At 36.5% G+C, this 17,854-nt stretch carries 17 protein-coding genes; 3 read left to right on the top strand and 14 right to left on the bottom strand.

Translation table 11 applies throughout. From position 1 onward, the window contains the following. The first annotated feature begins 23 nt into the window (after positions 1-23). Positions 24-797 carry a class I SAM-dependent methyltransferase gene (locus FCN74_RS06990; RefSeq protein ID WP_138931866.1) on the top strand — a complete coding sequence of 258 codons (774 nt, stop codon included), beginning with the start codon at positions 24-26 and terminating at the stop codon, positions 795-797. On the opposite strand, the gene FCN74_RS06995 is transcribed toward FCN74_RS06990, so the two are convergent. The 6 genes from FCN74_RS06995 to FCN74_RS07020 all read right to left on the bottom strand — a co-directional run bounded on the left by FCN74_RS06995 (position 794) and on the right by FCN74_RS07020 (position 6,102). Then, positions 794-1,816 carry a threonine aldolase family protein gene (locus FCN74_RS06995; RefSeq protein WP_138931867.1) on the bottom strand — a complete coding sequence of 341 codons (1,023 nt, stop codon included), beginning with the start codon at positions 1,814-1,816 and terminating at the stop codon, positions 794-796. The two genes, FCN74_RS06990 and FCN74_RS06995, sit on opposite strands and share 4 nt — an antisense overlap. A gap of 186 nt (positions 1,817-2,002) precedes the next feature. Beyond that, positions 2,003-2,608, bottom strand: coding sequence for a low molecular weight phosphatase family protein (locus FCN74_RS07000; protein WP_138931868.1), 606 nt, complete (start codon positions 2,606-2,608; stop codon positions 2,003-2,005). Between the two features lie 3 nt (positions 2,609-2,611). Next, complete coding sequence (arsB, locus tag FCN74_RS07005; protein ID WP_138931869.1) at positions 2,612-3,622, bottom strand: ACR3 family arsenite efflux transporter; 1,011 nt, start codon at positions 3,620-3,622, stop codon at positions 2,612-2,614. 3 nt (positions 3,623-3,625) lie between these two features. Continuing rightward, entirely contained in the window at positions 3,626-4,099 is a 474-nt protein-coding gene (locus tag FCN74_RS07010) for a DUF6428 family protein (protein ID WP_138931870.1), read from the bottom strand. 17 nt (positions 4,100-4,116) lie between these two features. Next, positions 4,117-4,449 carry an ArsR/SmtB family transcription factor gene (locus tag FCN74_RS07015; protein ID WP_138931871.1) on the bottom strand — a complete coding sequence of 111 codons (333 nt, stop codon included), beginning with the start codon at positions 4,447-4,449 and terminating at the stop codon, positions 4,117-4,119. Positions 4,450-4,722: 273 nt separating this feature from the next. Beyond that, the gene (locus FCN74_RS07020; protein WP_138931872.1) at positions 4,723-6,102 is read right to left on the bottom strand and encodes a hypothetical protein; all 1,380 of its coding nucleotides are present in this window, start codon (positions 6,100-6,102) and stop codon (positions 4,723-4,725) included. A 159-nt stretch (positions 6,103-6,261) separates the two neighbouring features. Here FCN74_RS07020 and FCN74_RS07025 point away from each other — a divergent pair, with 159 nt between their 5' ends. Next, positions 6,262-7,353, top strand: coding sequence for an amidohydrolase family protein (locus tag FCN74_RS07025; protein WP_138931873.1), 1,092 nt, complete (start codon positions 6,262-6,264; stop codon positions 7,351-7,353). Then, complete coding sequence (locus tag FCN74_RS07030; protein WP_138931874.1) at positions 7,340-7,981, top strand: O-methyltransferase; 642 nt, start codon at positions 7,340-7,342, stop codon at positions 7,979-7,981. The genes FCN74_RS07025 and FCN74_RS07030 overlap by 14 nt, the downstream gene beginning before the upstream one ends. 7 nt (positions 7,982-7,988) lie before the next feature. On the opposite strand, the gene FCN74_RS07035 is transcribed toward FCN74_RS07030, so the two are convergent. The 8 genes from FCN74_RS07035 to FCN74_RS07070 form a co-directional block, all read right to left on the bottom strand. Beyond that, complete coding sequence (locus FCN74_RS07035) at positions 7,989-10,301, bottom strand: T9SS type B sorting domain-containing protein (RefSeq protein WP_138931875.1); 2,313 nt, start codon at positions 10,299-10,301, stop codon at positions 7,989-7,991. A gap of 44 nt (positions 10,302-10,345) precedes the next feature. Further along, complete coding sequence (coaD, locus tag FCN74_RS07040; protein ID WP_138931876.1) at positions 10,346-10,798, bottom strand: pantetheine-phosphate adenylyltransferase; 453 nt, start codon at positions 10,796-10,798, stop codon at positions 10,346-10,348. Positions 10,799-10,837: 39 nt separating this feature from the next. Then, positions 10,838-11,800 carry a D-alanine--D-alanine ligase gene (locus FCN74_RS07045; RefSeq protein ID WP_138931877.1) on the bottom strand — a complete coding sequence of 321 codons (963 nt, stop codon included), beginning with the start codon at positions 11,798-11,800 and terminating at the stop codon, positions 10,838-10,840. 5 nt (positions 11,801-11,805) lie between these two features. Further along, a complete protein-coding gene (hisS, locus tag FCN74_RS07050) occupies positions 11,806-13,194 on the bottom strand; it encodes a histidine--tRNA ligase (RefSeq protein ID WP_138931878.1) in 1,389 nt (462 codons plus the stop codon). Further along, complete coding sequence (locus FCN74_RS07055; protein ID WP_138931879.1) at positions 13,195-13,683, bottom strand: DUF6495 family protein; 489 nt, start codon at positions 13,681-13,683, stop codon at positions 13,195-13,197. It lies immediately after the preceding gene. A gap of 111 nt (positions 13,684-13,794) precedes the next feature. After that, entirely contained in the window at positions 13,795-14,715 is a 921-nt protein-coding gene (locus FCN74_RS07060) for a hypothetical protein (RefSeq protein ID WP_138931880.1), read from the bottom strand. A 5-nt stretch (positions 14,716-14,720) separates the two neighbouring features. Then, complete coding sequence (locus FCN74_RS07065) at positions 14,721-16,172, bottom strand: MBOAT family O-acyltransferase (protein WP_138931881.1); 1,452 nt, start codon at positions 16,170-16,172, stop codon at positions 14,721-14,723. Between the two features lie 384 nt (positions 16,173-16,556). Further along, positions 16,557-17,738, bottom strand: a complete 1,182-nt coding sequence (locus FCN74_RS07070) for a hypothetical protein (protein WP_138931882.1) — start codon at positions 17,736-17,738, stop codon at positions 16,557-16,559. Between the last annotated feature and the right edge of the window lie 116 nt (positions 17,739-17,854).

Consider the following 17,854-nt stretch of genomic DNA (forward strand, 5'->3'; position numbering starts at 1 on the left):
TTAATTCTACTGACATACATCTAATGAACGCCTTATTCAAGTTTTTACTTAACATTTTCCCAAGGACGTTTCTAATTAGACTGAGCGTCACCTTTCAACCTTTACTGAAAATCATATACAATGGTTCAGAATTTAAGGACCCCATTGATGGTTCCACATTTCGAAGATTTTTACCTTACGGTTATGAAAATGTTCGCCAAAATGTGCTTTCTCCCTCTACCCTATCACTAGAGAGACATCGGTTGTTATGGTTATTCTTAAAATACAAAACTGATTTTTTTTCAGCACCACATAAGCTTTTGCACTTTGCCCCAGAACAGGCCTTTTATAAGCGATTTAAAACCCTCGATCATTTAGAGTACACCACCACCGATATCAATTCGCCATTAGCTGATGTAAAAGCTGATATTTGCGACTTACCCTTCGAAGATGATTCTTTTGATGTTATTCTCTGTAACCACGTCCTGGAGCACATTAAGGATGATGTCAAAGCCATGCAGGAAATCTTTAGGGTTCTCAAACCCGGTGGATGGGCAATCCTTCAAATTCCTCAGGATCTGAACAGAAAAGAGACCTTTGAAGACGATAGTATTACCGACCCAAAGGCACGTACACAAATCTTTGGCCAGTACGACCACGTTAGAGTTTACGGCTTAGATTATTTTGAGAAGCTCAGTTCTGTTGGTTTTGACGTTCACCCTGTTGAGTATACGAATGATTTTACTGAAAAAGAAAAAACCTATTACAGCTTACCCCAGCGGGAATTCATTCCTTACGTTATCAAACCCCGCGTTTAGGCCTTGAAGCCTTTGAGAATATCTAAAAATTCGACGTGCATCGCATCTGTATAATCCAGGTGAGTCACAATGCGCCACTTCCCTTCACCCATATTGCTTATTTGAACTTGGTTTTCAGCCAGGTAGTCTTCAAATAAAGTAGCTTGAACCTGATCATCTAAGTAAAATATAATGATATTCGTCTCCGTGGGTTCAACGCGTTTAATGAAGTCTAAGTGTTCTAAAGTCGAACTAATGGCCTGTGCTTTATCGTGGTCATCCTGCAACCTTTCAACGTGGTTTTGAAGCGCATAAAGTCCACATCCGGCCATATACCCTATTTGTCGCATACCGCCACCTAAAACTTTTCTGACGCGCATCGCTTTTTGCATCACATGTTTTTTTCCAACCAGAACTGTGCCCATGGGTGCACCGAGTCCCTTAGATAAACAAATGCTGATGGTATCAAAAATTTGTCCTAAGTCTTTTGGAGTATAGCTGCTGGCGGTAATAGCATTAAATAATCTTGCCCCATCCAGATGTAACCCCAATCCTTCATCATTACATACGGCTCTTACATTCTTCATGACCTCGATATCATAACAAGCGCCTCCACCTTTGTTCGTCGTGTTTTCTAAGCAAACTAAACTCGTAAGCGGACTGTGGTAAAAATCCGGCGGATTAATTGCCGCTCTGACCTGCTCGGCTTCGATCATTCCGCGGTGGCCGTCTATCAGTTTACAAGATACGCCAGAGTTAAAGGATACACCACCACCTTCATAATGGTAGACGTGGGCGTATTTATCACAGATGAGCTGTTCTCCGGGTTGAGTATGCATCTTTATCGCGGCTTGATTGGCCATGCTCCCCGTAGGAAAGTATAAAGCCGAATCCAAGCCAAACCATTTAGCAACAAAGTCTTCGAGAGCATTCACGGTTGGGTCTTCTTTATAAACATCGTCACCAACTTCACAGCTTTGCATAAATGCTAACATTTCGGCTGTTGGTTTGGTAACCGTATCGCTTCTTAAATCTATCATAGAATTTTTTTTTGGAGCTTATACCCGCTATCCGTTTCAATTCCTCTCACGCTTAAGGCGTGATGCGGGATTTCCACTTCTATCGGGGCTAGGCTTCGCAAATATAGCCATTAAGCAAGAGAAAACAAGGTTTTAAAACGCTTACAGTTTGAATTTATGTAGCAGCATTATCGTACCAACGAGCTTCTAGACTTGAAAGCATCGAAAAAGATAACTCAGCTCCTGCCCTATGGTCAATGCGACTCTCTTATATTCCTGATTTTGCTGAGCGGTTCCATCAAAACGTTTGGGGTCAGGATAAGTCAAATTAAATCGCTCTAAAGCATTTGGAATAATAGGACAGTGTTCTGCCGCATGGTCGCACATCATCATGGCAAAAAAATCTCGATGTGGATTTGGGTCGTCATCAAATACTTTTGAAAAACAATGTACAACGCTGGAACTGCCATAACGCACCTCAACCTTTGGATTATCGGCATTTTGAGGTTCTTGAACCTCAAATCCCAGGTCTGCTAATGCTAAGAGGGCATTATTATTGACTGTCGTCACTTCAGTTCCACCGGAAAAGGCGTTTAAAGCCACAGCATAGTAATCGGCTAGGACAGTTGCCCAGACCTGTCCAAATATGCTCCGACGAGAATTATGAGTACATATGAAGATGCATTGGTAAAACTCAATTGAGTGCTGCTTCATGGCTTCGGCTATAGCCTTAATGTCAGTTTTCCTCTGCATTTCAATACGATGATCGTCTCGCTCAAATTGTTTAATGTAAGATTTTACGCGAGTATACATAGCTTAATATTTCCAACGGTTAGCGATAGCCACTAGTGATAACATGACTGGAACTTCAATTAAAACCCCAACCACGGTAGCAAGTGACGCCCCGGAATTAAGCCCAAACAGTGATATCGCTACCGCAACGGCCAATTCAAAAAAATTACTCGCGCCAATCATAGCCGAAGGCGAGCAAACGCTGTGTTTTAATTTCAAATAACGTCCAATAAACCAAGTAACAAAAAATATAAAATAGGTTTGAATGGTCAACGGAACGGCAATCAAGAGTATATCAAAGGGGTTGTTGAGTATTTTATCGCCCTGAAAAGCAAACAATAAGACCAATGTGGTGATCAAAGCTATCATCGATAGCGGTTTTAATTTGATTAAAAACACCGATTTAAACCAGGAGATTCCATGTTTTTTGATCAACATCTTATTCGAAATATAACCAGCTGTTAAAGGAATAACCACAAAAATTACAACCGAATAGATTAGGGTGTCGTAAGGAATTTCAATATTGGTGACGCCCAGTAAAAACTTGACAATAGGGATAAAAAGGACCAATAGTATGATGTCGTTTAACGACACTTGAACCAACGTATAATTGGCATCACCCTTTGTGAGGTAAGACCACACAAAAACCATGGCTGTACATGGCGCTGCACCCAAAATAATAGCACCGGCAATGTATTGTTCGGCATCTTCGGGCGATAAATAGGCCTGAAAAATCTGATCTAAAAATAACCAGGCAAAAAACGCCATGGTAAAGGGTTTTACCAACCAGTTGATCACTAAAGTCAGTCCGATGCCTTTACTGTTTTTAGTGACGTTTTTAAGTGATGAAAAATCAATTTGCACCATCATTGGATAGATCATCATCCACACCAAGATCGCCACCGGAATATTAACTTTAGCAATCTCAAGTTCACTTAAAAACGTAATAGAGTCACCAAACAGTCGACCAATGCCGATTCCAACCAAAATGGCTAAAGCCACCCATACGCTTAGGTATTTTTCAAACTTCCCCATGGCTTAACAACAACCGCTATCGGGTGAGCAACACGCTTGAGAAGCTTGCATGTCGCTTAATTTAACTTTGGGTTTGGATTCAGGTATACCACATTTGTCTTTGGCTAAACAGTCGGTTTGTTGAGGAATGAGTTTGAATTCTTCATCTTCAAAATCTAACCCGTAAGTTTCTATGGTTTGTCCTTGATATTCAACTTCAATTTGTGCATTTTCATCGAGATTGAGTTTTTTCTCAGAAAGTGAAATGATGCTGTTGAGTTTTTCGGCTTGTAACCTGTGATCAACATCATCGGCAGTCCAGAGTTGAAAATTAATTACGTTTTGAAATCGCTCAGTACCACCACAATCTATAAAGTGCTTAGTCACTTTACCCACTTCAGTGACATGAAAATGCGAAGGCACCTGAGTGCCATCGGGTAGTATAAATTTTAAGGTTTCAATTTTTTTGAGGTTGTTTTTGATTTCTGCTAAAGTCATATTATTATTTTTTTTGGTTAACAACAATTGTCTTTGATTTCAGGAACTTGGTTTAAAAAGGTATTTAAAGTATCTCTTAACAACTTCCAATGGTGTTCATCAATGCAGTAACATACACTGGTTCCTTCAATATCACCTTTAATTAATCCTGCATTTTTCAACTCCCTGAGATGCTGTGAAATGGTAGGTTGTGCGAGATTGATCCGACTGACCAGATCACCACAAATACAAGATTTGGCTTTTATGATTTCTTGTAGGATGGCAATTCGTGCCGGGTGAGCTAAAGCCTTCGCCATACCTGCAATTTGATTTTGCTTTACTGTAAAATTTTCTGTTTTGGTTAAACCCATGATTTTGTAATTCGTTATTCGTTGTTCGTTGCTGGTTGTTTGTTGCTGGTTGTTTGTTGCTGGTTGTTGGTTTAGTATGTTTTAGGAAATAACACTCTTCACCACTCACTACTCACTACTCACTCTTCACCACTCACTACTCACTCTTCACCACTCACTCTTCACCACTCACTACTCACTAATCACTAATCACTACTCGATTATTACATTGCAATATTACGATAAATATAAATACTTTAAAAGTAAAACTTGAATTTATTTAAGATATTGAGATTATTTTTTCTCTAGAATCAGAACTTTAACACCTCTTTTTTTAAATATCTTTAGAGTATCGTATTCGATTTTAAGGGTTTTATATTCAGAATCTTTAATATTAAACACATTAGAATACAAAACATATTTCTCTTGTCCTGAAAAATCTAAAAAAGTTCTTTCGTCTCCATTAAGTTCAACAGCATCAATACTTGTATTGTTAGGAAAAAAAGTTTCTGTATGATTTATTTTAATATCATTGTCATCTAAATAATTTATGGCGCTTTCACGCAATTCCCAATAGGGCAAATGTGCTAAAGAAGCATCCCAACCTTGAGAAATTTTGTCTGGGTATATGAAAAAATTTCCAGATATTAAGCTTATTAATAAAAAAGCATATAAAACTGATTTTGTTTTAACCTTAGAAATATTCTCTTCTATCAAAACAAATGCTGTTAATGACAAAAGCAAATAAGAGGGAATGAAATAGCGATGTCCCATAGGATTATTAATAAAAAGACTCGTAATTATTATGGCGACCACAGATGAAATTGCCATGAACAAGAGCAACTTAATCTTATCCGAAATTTTATTTCTAAACCATATCAGGACAATTATTATAAATATAATAACTGATACTCGACCGAAATCAATATAACGGTGTACCAACATACCTATATTTCTTCCAAAATTCCATAAAAATCCAGATTCTGAAGAGTAATCCAAAGCATTTCCCCAAGGTTGATGCGGATTTGATATCAGCCAACCTTTCATGACAAGTCGCCAAAGGATGTAGATTAATGCAGGTATAGAACTTAAAATATAAACTAAAATATTTTGCTTATTTAAAAAAGATTTTAGAGTCTGTTTATGATAATAACTGTGTTGCAAAATATCGATGAGGAAAATACCAAAACCAAGCATCATACCTCGATACAAAACAAGAGATAAACCAACTAAACCTATAACTTTTAGTGTTTTGTTATTGTTCAATACGGCATTAAGTGATAAAAAGAAAAAAAATAGCTGAATGGCCTCAGGGTTAACAGTCACCAACTGTGCAAGTAAAGTTGGATCCGCTAAAACTAACAAAAATGCAAATAGGCTTAGGCGTTTATGATTGACAATATGATGCACAAAATTGTATAGCTGAAGTAGTAATCCATACACAAAAGGTAAGATCACAAGATGAGAAATCCAAAGTGACTTCCCTAACAGCTTCCAAAAAAATGCTAACAAAGTTGCTAATGTCGGTGGATGACCTGGATCAATTTGATTAGATATACTCAACCAATTTAAAACGCCATTGTTATATAGTGCATTTCCCATGGCAGATACAAAAGTGATATTATCCCAAAAAATACCTGTATAAATACTAAGTCCAACAATTATTAAGGTCAATAAAAATATTAAAGTGGATTTTATCAAAATCTAAAGTATTGCACTATGAAAACTGCAAATTAATTATTTTTTCTCAGCCATAGCAGGTTTATAATTAATTGAATATTTTTTACAATTTCTTTAATTTTACCCGAACTAATTAATGTATTTTTGAGGAATATGAAACGAAAACTTCGCATAAACGGCCATTCTCATTTATTACCTTATCCGGAACAAATCCCTACTTTTATGAAAGAAAAAGGGATCTTTTGGGTCGATGAGGAGCGTAAATTTATGTTACAAAAAAACTGGAAACGACCCGTCACCGATTCAAGTTTTTTTCTCAACGAAAAACTGGAATGGATGGAGCGCTACAATATTGACCATGCCGTCGTACTTAACTTGTCGCAACTCTATGGTAATGGTCTTCGGGTAGAAGAAATGAAAAAAGCTTTGCGTTTTCAAAATGATTTTAATGCCGAAGTTCAACGCGAAAATCCTACTAAATTCACCTGTGGATTTGTGGTGCATCCGGGTTTTGTGCGAAGTGCCATGTGGGAAATCGAGCGCTGTGTCGAAGAATTAGACATGCGCTTGTTATGCTTACCTACCCACTACATGGATTCTATTGGCACCTGGCGGTGTATTTTTGACGAAGAAAACGAACCCATATTTGAACTCGCCAATAAATATAATCTCGCTGTGGAAATTCATCCTTACGATGGGGAAAAGTTCATCAAATTAGAGAACACAGCCTGGCGTTTTCACCTCATTTGGATGCTTGCCCAATGTGCCGATGCTTATCATTTTTTGACCCTCAATGGCTATCCGGATAAATTTCCGAATATGCGGGTGTGTTTTGCGCACGGTGGACAACTCGCACAAATTAACTTAGGCCGAAGAATTCAAGGCTTTGACGGTCGCCCCGATTTGTTTGAAGGTAAAGTGCATCCCCGTAAGTCTGTCGGGCATAAAAACATTTTCTTTGATACGTTGGTGCACGATACCAAATCTTTCCAATTGCTCTTGGAAAATCAAAAATGTAAACAAATCATCACCGGATTAGACGATCCTTATCCGTTGGGAGAAATGGAAAGTGAACCCCAATCCTCCTATCCGGGGAAACTTTTGGATCTGGCGGTGGAGCAAGACATTATTACTGCACAACAGCGGGATGAAATATGGAGCGATAACGTGGTAACCTGGTTGTTTGGTGAGGATGACACCTTAAAATCTGAATTTTACAAACGTATTGGATATGAAGATCATTGATGAAAGCGTTGAAGCTTACAGTATTGAGCATAGTGAAAACGAGCCAAAATACTTAAAAGCCTTAGCCAAAGAAACCTGGCAAAAGGTGTTGCAACCCCGAATGCTCAGCGGCGCATATCAAGGCAGATTGTTAAGCTTAATCTCTAAAATAGTTTCGCCTAAAATTATTTTAGAAATTGGTACCTACACTGGATATGCTACCCTATGTCTTGCTGAAGGATTGACAAAAAATGGCGTTATACATACCATTGATGTTAATGAAGAATTGATTGATATTCAGGAAAAACACTTTAAAAATTCACCATTTTACCACAAAATCAAAACCCACCTGGGCGATGCACAAAACGTTATTCCCAAAATTGAGGTTAATTTTGATTTAATTTTCATCGATGCCGATAAACAAAATTACAGTTTGTATTTAGATTTGGTGATGTCCAAACTCAATCCCAAAGCGGTTATATTATCTGATAATGTCCTTTGGGACGGGAAAATCGTCAATCCTCAAATCAACGATGAAGACACCGTAGCCATTCGGGCTTATAATGAAAAACTCATTACACATTCACAATTAGAAACCGTATTATTGCCAATAAGAGATGGATTGAGTATTAGTCGGTATAAGAATTAATGAAATATTATCTTTTCAATGTAAAATGCCCAGAAACACTTTCTCCAGATTGGAGTTCAATTCTATACCAGTAGTCCTGTGAGGGCATTTGTCTGCCGTTATAGGTGCCATCCCAACCAATCAATAATGGCGAGAGTTTGTGAATCAGTTTCCCGTATCGATCGAATATAAAAATGTTTTTGACGCTATTGGCATTACTACGAATACCTTCAATTTGCCAATAATCATTAAAGCCATCGTTATTGGGCGTAAAGAAATCAGGAACTCTTAAGGCCACAAAATCCAGGGCCACCTGTCCACAACCATTTTTATCTCTCACAATAATCGTGTTTTGGATTTGGTTAACCGGAAAGGTATTATTATCTCCAAATCCGGAAGTATTAAGTGCATATTCATAGTCTCCAATGCCTTCTGCACTAATAATGACTTCTCCATTTCCGGCAAAACCTGTTTGGGTAAAGCTCACCTCAGGGAGGCTAGAGACCTCAACCGTAAATAATTTAAAGTTTGTACATATAACTTCTATACCGGCAATATCCTGCACCGTAGTCACATCCACGCGATAGGTTCCTGCTTCATTGACTGAAATGGTTTGAGTCGTATCACCTGTATCCCAATCATAAAATATTTCGCCTTGAGGGTTTTCTATACTTCCATCTAGTATGGCTGAGGTTCCACTGGATTCACAAATCAAAAAATTATCAGTTTCAGCACTAAAAATGGGCCCATCAATTTTTTGCAGTACCACAGGTGCTATTCCTAAACACGAACCTTGATCTTCCAATCGTGCAAAAATGGTTAAAGGCAAAACATCCGTTTCAATTTCGATAAACCCGGTTGTAATTTCTTCTGTTTGATTGATGGCATCGTCTTCAGAAAAGTATAGATCGACTGCACCAGCCTGGATGTTTAAAGAAACAGCCACCTGATTTTTTACCGCTTGGTTTGCAAAAGAGGTTGGGCTTGTCTCCTGTGAGGGACAAACGGTATAGGTCACCTCATCTAAGGTTTGCGTATTTCCACTGAGTTCAAGTTCACCTACCGCAATGCAATTGTTGGCATTGAGTACGCGAACAAAGACATTTTGATTAGATACCGTATTTTCAAATGCATTGGGGTTTTGGATTGGATTAATGTCTTGATCGGCATCGCTTTGGGATAAGTAAAAATCTAATACTTGTAAACTGTTATCGATTTGGCTGGTCACATTAAACAAGTTAAACACGCCTAAGCCGTTAGAGTCAACACATGTACTTAGATTTAAATCTTGAGGCAAAGTGATCTGATCAAAATTAATTTGCACCTCATCTACCGCTGTACATCCACTCGGGAGATCAGCTTCTACAGTGTAGAGCCCTTCACCGAAATTGGCTTGAGAGACCGTGATCATATCGTCTGTATCATTGATGAGTTGGCCCTCATAAAACCATCGTACATCGGTAGCATCGTCATTTTCTACTTCTAAATCTAAAGTTTCACCTTGACAAAGGGTTTGATCCTGTCCCAGGTCTACGCCAATATTAAAACTGCTACCTTCTAAAAAAACGGCAGAGTCAAATCTAAAATTAATTTCATCGGCAATAACGAGTTTTATTTCATAGGTCTGACCGGCTATAACGTCGCTCTCAGCAGTTAAAATCGCGGTTTGTCCATTGAAGTTTATGGGTGCACTGATGTCATTGAATTGACCAAAAAATTCTTCGTTGATGGCGTCACAAGCTCCGGGAATCTCCGGCCTTACGGTAGTAACCTGAACAGGTGTGTTGGTTCCCGGTACAACCGCAATATTTTCATATTGTCCGCCTACTGGTCGTATTAAAAATGCAAATACATCAGAAAAATCGCAGGTGGTCGAATTGTTTTCGCGGTATTCCTCGGAAGCAAAAATGTAGCGAAAACTAATGTTTGAGGCTTGAGGCACGAATGAAAATTCAAAAACGGTAGCATTGAGCGTATTGTTGATTCCGAGCACATTCTCTAGATCAGGATCACCCGTCCAATTTGGCGCATCATCATCACTTAAGGTTGAGTTTGGTCCCGGAACATTGTCCAATCGCCCGGTACTTAATACAATACCGTCTTGAAACGGAAAATTAGAATTCCCGGCATCAAAAAACCCATAACTTAACTCGCCATCTGAAAAATTACCCGAAATCGTATTGGTGACATTGACATTATTAACACAATTGGTATCAAAAAGTACATTTTCTATGAGTTCTTGATCGGTAAAAGCATTATTATCAATGTTTATGTTTTGACTGAACAAACCTAAAGGCATACAAACCAGAAAAATGAGGAGGTTTAAGCGGTATATTTTCAATATTTCAGATTTATATCATTAAGACTCACAAAGTAGAAAGAAGTTTAAACGCGTACGGCATCCGGTACAAGAACGGTATAATCGCCACCATTTCTAATCACATCCCTCACAATAGATGAAGAAATATAGCTTTTACCACTTGAGGTTAAGAGAAAAACGGTTTCAATTTTTTGGAGTTTTCTATTGGTGTGGGCAATGGCTTTCTCAAATTCAAAATCTGCAGGATTTCTTAAGCCTCTTAAAATAAAGTCTGCTTCCTGTTCCACGCAATAGTCTACGGTGAGACCCTTGTAAGTATCGACTTTTATCTTAGCATCATTTTTAAACGCCTCGGTCAGAAATTGTTTGCGCTCTTCCAAGCTAAACATATATTTTTTATTGGCATTAACACCAATGGCTAGAATGATCTCATCAAACAATGTCATACCACGACAAATAATGTCGTAGTGACCCATCGTCAAAGGATCAAAAGATCCCGGAAATACTGCACGTTTCATAATCTAACTTTTGGCGTAAAGATAATAAAATAATAGCGCTTAAGCCATTTCAATGGTATTACTGAACAGGTCTTTTAATGATATTCCTGCGGCTTTAGCCTGCTGTGGTAAAATACTGGCTTTAGTGAGACCAGGGCAGGCATTAATTTCTAAAAAATGAGGTTTACCGTTATGGAATATAAATTCAGAACGGGTCAGACCTTTCATCTTTAAGGTTTTAAAAATTTTGACTGCCAACTCCTGAATCGATTGTGTTTCTTCTGAAGTTAATTCTGCAGGCGTGATTTCTTTGGATTTTCCGTAATATTTAGCTTCAAAGTCAAAAAATTCATTTTCAGATATAATTTCTGTAATGGGAAGCGCTCTCACCTCGCCCTGATAATTGATTACCCCTACAGAAAATTCACGACCCTCTAAAAAGGATTCTATGATGACTTCGTCGTCTTCTTTTAAAGCATGTGCAATGGCCTGAGGGATTTCATTTTTTGCTTTCACTTTAGTAATCCCAAAGCTGCTCCCGGCACGATTAGCCTTTACAAAACACGGTAAGCCAACAGCATCAACAATGGCATCCGGGTCGATGTTATCGCCTTGATTATAAAAATAATTATTGGCTGTGGGAATACCGTAAGCTTTTAAGACACTGATGCAATCCCGTTTGTTGTAGGTTAAAGCGGCATGATAGTAGTCTGCTGCAGTTTGTTTGATGTTTAGGTTCTTTAAATAGCCTTGAATGAGACCGTCTTCACCAGGTGTTCCATGTATGGTATTAAACACAAGATCAAACGTGACTTTTTTCCCTTTAATTAGTACCGAAAAATCTGATTTATTTATGGGATATTTTTGATCATCAAACCAGACGTACCAATCCTCCTTCAGTATATGAGCTTGATAAACCTCATAGACATCCTTGAGTTGATCGTAGACGTTTTTGCCACTTTGCAGTGAAACATCACACTCACTGGTATAACCACCCATGGCGATTGCAACGGTTTTTTTCATTGATTTTAATTTAGAATAGCCTTAAGTTTATCCATCAATTCTGATTGCACCACTTGTTCCTGATCTCCGGTTTTCATGTTTTTTAAGGCCAACGTACCGTGCTGAATTTCATTCCCGCCTAAGAGGGCCACGTATTTAAATTCATTCTTATCAGCATAGGTCATTTGCTTTTTCATTTTATCGGCATCCGGATACAATTCTGCGGCAATCCCATTTTCCCGACACGTCTTGATAATTTCTAATGCGTGGCCGGCTTCAAATTCACCAAAATTGATAAACAATAACCGGTTATTGGACAACAAGTTTTCGGGAAACAAGTCTAAATCTTCTAAAACCAGATAAATACGATCTAAGCCAAACGATATACCCACGCCACTGAGTTTGTTCTTAGGATCAAAAATGCCGGTGAGATCATCGTATCGGCCACCGCCACCAATGGAGCCCATCTTGACCCCTTCTGGAGCCTGAACTTCAAAAATAGCTCCGGTATAATAATTGAGACCTCGAGCCAGAGTAACATCAAAATCAAGTATAGAATCGCTCAGTTTTAAGCTCAAACATTGGTTCACAATAAATTCTAATTCTTCAATGCCTTTCAGGCCAATTTCTGAATCGGATAACAGCGCTTTGATCTCAGTCAACTTTTCGCGAATGTGGCCGTCGGATACGTTAAAAATAGGTTCAAGTTTACTTACAGCTTCCCGGCTTATGCCTTTGTCTAACATCTCCTCAATGACTTTATCCTTTCCAATCTTATCCAGTTTATCCAGAGCCACAGTAAAGTCGATGAGCTTGTCAGATTCTCCAATAATTTCAGCAAGACCACTTAAAATTTTACGGTTGTTCATTTTGATGGTACAGCCTTGGAGTTGAAGAGATTTAAAAACGGCATCGTATAACTGAACAAATTCCACTTCCTGCCAAAGACTTTCGCTGCCTACAACGTCAGCATCACATTGATAGAATTCTCTAAACCGGCCTTTTTGAGGACGATCTGCACGGTAGACTTGTTGGATCTGATAGCGCTTAAAAGGTAAATTGAGTTCGTGTTGATGTTGAATAACATACCGCGCAAATGGGACCGTGAGGTCGTAACGTAGGGCTTTGCCGGAGATTTTAGGAGTTAACATAGATGTATCCCGAGAAGAAAGCTGATTATCATCGACGCGTTTTAAAAAATCACCGGAATCTAATATCTTAAATATCAATCGATCGCCTTCATCGCCATACTTGCCCATGAGTGTTTTCGACTTTTCAAAGGAAGGCGTCTCAATCGGCTCGAAACCAAACAGTTGGAAATGGTGTTTGATGGTGTCAAAAATGTAATTACGCTTGGCGATTTCGTTGGCATTAAAGTCTCTGGTGCCTTTGGGTATAGCGGGTTTTTGTGCCATTTACTGTGATTTAGATTGGGCGTTTATCCATTTATCAAAATAGTCAAATAACTCGCCTTTGGTGATATTTGCCCCTTGCTTTATCAATGCAAAGATATCCTTATTTCTGTCATCACTTAAGGCTTTAGTGGCTTGATGAATTTCAACTTCATCTTCGAGTAGATTGTTCTGCAACCACTGGTAGCCTTCTTTAGTCGTAATGTCGATATTGGGATGCTTTACTTCAACTTTGATCAGCTCGATTTGAACATCTGTAAACTTAAATAAAAACATAAACTTTTTTGAGAGGTGTTCCAGGTAGTCCACTTTTTTCAAAACCCCTTCCCAGACCAAATCGCTAAAGATATCAAGCTCTTCTTCCACGACTTCCGGTTTATTTTTTTTAAGGTCTGCCCACTCCTCTGCCGTAATGGATTGTGTGGCTAGGAAATTAATAAACTCCTGATGTAACTCTTCAAATTGTTCTTTGGTTAATCTTTCGTACTTCATAATTGCAAAAGTAAAAATTTAATGGAGAACATTTTGATTTTTAATCAAGAGTAAATTTATAATTAACCTGAAAGCTAATAATCGAAAAAACTATCTTTTTAGTCAAAAACTTTAATTTTTATCAAGACTATCAATAAGCCTTTCATTAAATAATTTAACACCTCTAAGGTTTAAATGATGTGGGTCGTAAAAATGCAATGAATCGTTTAACAATGTGGTCTTATTGAAGTTATAGTAAGTTGAATATTCATTCATAATACTATCAAAAGTACTGATATTGTTATATTGGCTGTACTTTGATGTTGTAATTGGGGCAAAAACGAGAAGAACCTCTATATTTTTATTGTTTAATGTTTCTATTATTTCTGAAAAGGCGTCGAGTTGATTGTCTTTAATTTTAATTTTCTTTTTTTTGAATGCTCTAGGCTTAAAATAATGGATCTGCTTCTTTACAAAACCTCCTGAAATGTACTGGTCTTCCTCTCTTATTTTAGGTTCTACAAAGGCTTTATCTAAATTTAATGCTTGACGAATAGAGGCATATAATAATGTATTATAAGTCTTAACATGATTGACTTCCATTGCCATTTTTAAACTGTATTTATCATTGTGGGCATTGGCTATAATATCTAGTGAAGATTCCACACCATCTGTCGTAAATGATCTAGGGAAGACCTCATAAACAACTTTTTTAGGGTTAAGATTTTTTATATATCGTTCTAGCAAAACCTTAGTTTGAAGTGGAGTCTGAGCACTAGATCCCAAATTAAAAGTTTTGTAGTTGTGTTGAGCGAAAATTCGAGGGTCAAAACCTCTATATGAGTGGGATGACCCTAGAAAGAGTATATCGACATTTTTATAATTTTTAGCTTCAGATAATCTTGTATACATGTGGCCATAAGATCCTAAAGGATAATTGATATTAGGTTTGAGAAAAGATGGCGCAACTGAACCCCATAAAAAAATAAGTACAACATATGTCACTATTGAAAAGACGAGAAATTTTATACTGTTGATGAGAAAATGATTCATACGCTTTAAAATTGAAAATAAATAAAAGGAGATTCAGCAGTAGGCATAAATACTCCAATGAGAAAAATAATAAATGCATAAAAAAACCACCTTATGGGTTTTGACCAGTATTTTACCATATTTTCAATAGCAAATTGACTTGTTCTTCCATTCCATTCAATACCTAAAAAAAGTAAAATAAGTAAAATCGTTGCAAAGGCTTTGGGCATACCCTCAAATTTGGGCATTTGAAATATTGAAAATGAAAACATATTTGAAATATAGCTGAAGGCGTGTGTTATGTTTTCAGCTCTAAAAAATATCCATGCCAAAACCGTAAAAGCAAAAGTTACCAACATAAAAAAAGATTCTCTCAATGAAGGCAGTGGTTTTCCTGCAGCTACTGTATCTAAATTTAAACGGTTACTATGGGTGAGAAATAAAGGTAAAAAATACACAGCATTTAGAGCGCCCCAGGCTAAAAACGTCCAATTGGCCCCATGCCAAAAGCCACTCACGATAAAAATGATAAAAATGTTGCGCAAAGTCTTTTTAGTACTTCCTCGGCTTCCTCCTAACGGGATGTAGAGGTAATCTCTAAACCAGGTGGACAATGAAATATGCCAACGACGCCAAAACTCAGCTATATCTCTGGAAAAATAGGGAAATGCAAAGTTTTGTTTTAAATTAAATCCAAACAATCTAGAGGTTCCAATAGCAATATCTGAATATCCTGAAAAATCCCCGTAAATTTGAAATGTAAAAAATAAAGCCCCTAAGACAAGTGTGCTTCCATTAAGTTCTGAAGATTGACTAAAAATTTGGTTTGCAAATATAGCGCAGTTGTCTGCTATGACTATCTTTTTAAATATTCCCCACAGGATTTGCCGCATGCCATCAACAGCTTGAGCATAATCAAATTGTCGTTTTTTATAAAATTGAGGTAATAGGTTTGTCGCCCGTTCAATGGGTCCGGCGACGAGTTGAGGAAAAAAACTGACAAAAGCTGAAAATGCAATAAAATTATTTGTTGGCGTCAGTTTATGCCGATACACATCTATAGTATAACTTAAGGTCTGAAAGGTGTAAAAACTGATGCCGACAGGAAGTATGATGCTTAAAGATTCCCCTTGAATTTCATATCCAAAAAACAAAAAAGCAGCTTTAAAGTTGCCTAGAAAAAAATTGTAGTATTTAAAAAAACCTAAAAATCCCAGGCTAACCAAAATACTGACCCACAGCAGAACTTTTCGTTGAAACGGTCGGTCTTCTTTTTTTAATGCTTTTCCTACTGTAAAATCAACTACGGTACTAAAAACAATGAGCGATAAAAACCGCCAGTCCCACCAGGCGTAAAACACGTAGCTAGCTACAACAATGAGCAAGTTTTGAAATTTTAAATTTTTGTGGGTCACATACCAATAAAGCACAAAAACTATAGGCAAGAAAATTGCAAAATCGATAGAATTGAAGAGCATTGTAGCTATGTATTCTTAATTCGTTACGATTTGCAATATCGGATATAATTACGACTTTACAATTATGAGCATACATAAAATAGAAAACTGGATTCAAATAATAAAGTCAAATAATTTGCATTTCAGTATCTAAATTATTGTATAAATTATCCAATAAATAAAGTGTAATAACCAAGGTGATTTTAGAGTTCAGAACTCTTTAAAATAAGGTTAAATGACTTTTAATTCAACCGTTTTCTGTTTTTGTCCGTCACATGAAGAAAAAAAGTAATGTTGTTGTTGAAATTAAAAATTCATTATTAGTATTAAGTTTCAGCTCCCAAACCTCGCCATTGAAGATACATAGTGTTGTGCGTAGGTTTTATTCTACATTTTTGTTTTTAATTAATTAATATTCTCTTTCAGTTCTTTTACAAATTTATCAATATCATCATCTGGATAAACATAATATAAAGTGCAATTATTTTCTTCACATAGTCTTTTTTTTCTTTCGTCTCTTTCTTGCCCTTTTTTAAATGCTGTTTCACCTCCGAAATATTCAATTGGTTTTTGATGTTGTGTACCTTGATATTCAATTGCTATATTTAATTCGGGAATGAAAATATCAAAATGTTGTAAACCAAGCCATTCAGGACTTCCGTGATGAACTACAATATAATTTTTTAGACTCTTTTTTATTTTATAAAATAGTAGAGTTTCTGATATCCAACCTTCTCCAATTTTAGGTAATTCTCTTTCTTCCCTAATTTCATTTTCGATACTTCTTATCTTAAATTTTACAATTTTGAAAAGTGGCGTGTGAGTTTCAGGTAAATCAATTTTATAATACTCATAATTTTTTTCACCTATTTTACTTGGATAAAAACAAGGCAAATCATTATTATTATAAGTTACTGCATTATATTTATTTTTTCTATCCATTGTGGTCATATGATGACCATCATCGCCGTAAAATTCTAATTTAGAATCTGTAATTCGCCAAAGTTTTTTTTTATTTTTATAGTCAATTGCAACTATTTCAGGAAATAATCCTAATAAATAGTTTAAGAATTGCTTTCTCTTAAATTCTTCAAAAGTAAACTTTTCTATGTTTGGGAAAAATTTATAGTAGTATTCGTAATATATACTAAAACCCGGAAATTGTGAGGACTCAAAATGCTTTTCTAATTTGTCATAAATATTTCTGCTTATATCTTTTTTAGTGAATTTATTATACCAAGGAATAATAGAGCTGATATTGAGAGTGTATAATACTTCATTGTTAATAACATTTTTATTATACTTTCTTTCATACCAATGATAAAACAAAAGATTATTTGTTTCTTGAAACTGACGATTTAATAAAGTGTTTTCTAAAATTATATCAAAAGTATCTTTTGTTTTGGAGTGTAGTTGATTGATTAATGTATGTTCATCTAATAGACCAACATATTTTAATTGCGCTTTATCGACTTTTTCAATAAAATCTTCTTCAGAAATCGCTAATCTTTTAGCCGAATATTTGGGATGATAAAATCCATCCTTTAATTTAATTTCTTCAGATATTTTTTGGTAATTAGTTGTCAACTTTATTTCATATGGGTTTTTTTCAACTTACGCACAACGGATTTGTATATGAAAAGTAGCGGATAATTAGCACTAATTTTTCGGATTACGACTCACCTCTAATTTATTCATTTTGT

The organism is Mesohalobacter halotolerans (assembly GCF_006120725.1).
GTDB lineage: Bacteria > Bacteroidota > Bacteroidia > Flavobacteriales > Flavobacteriaceae > Psychroflexus > Psychroflexus halotolerans.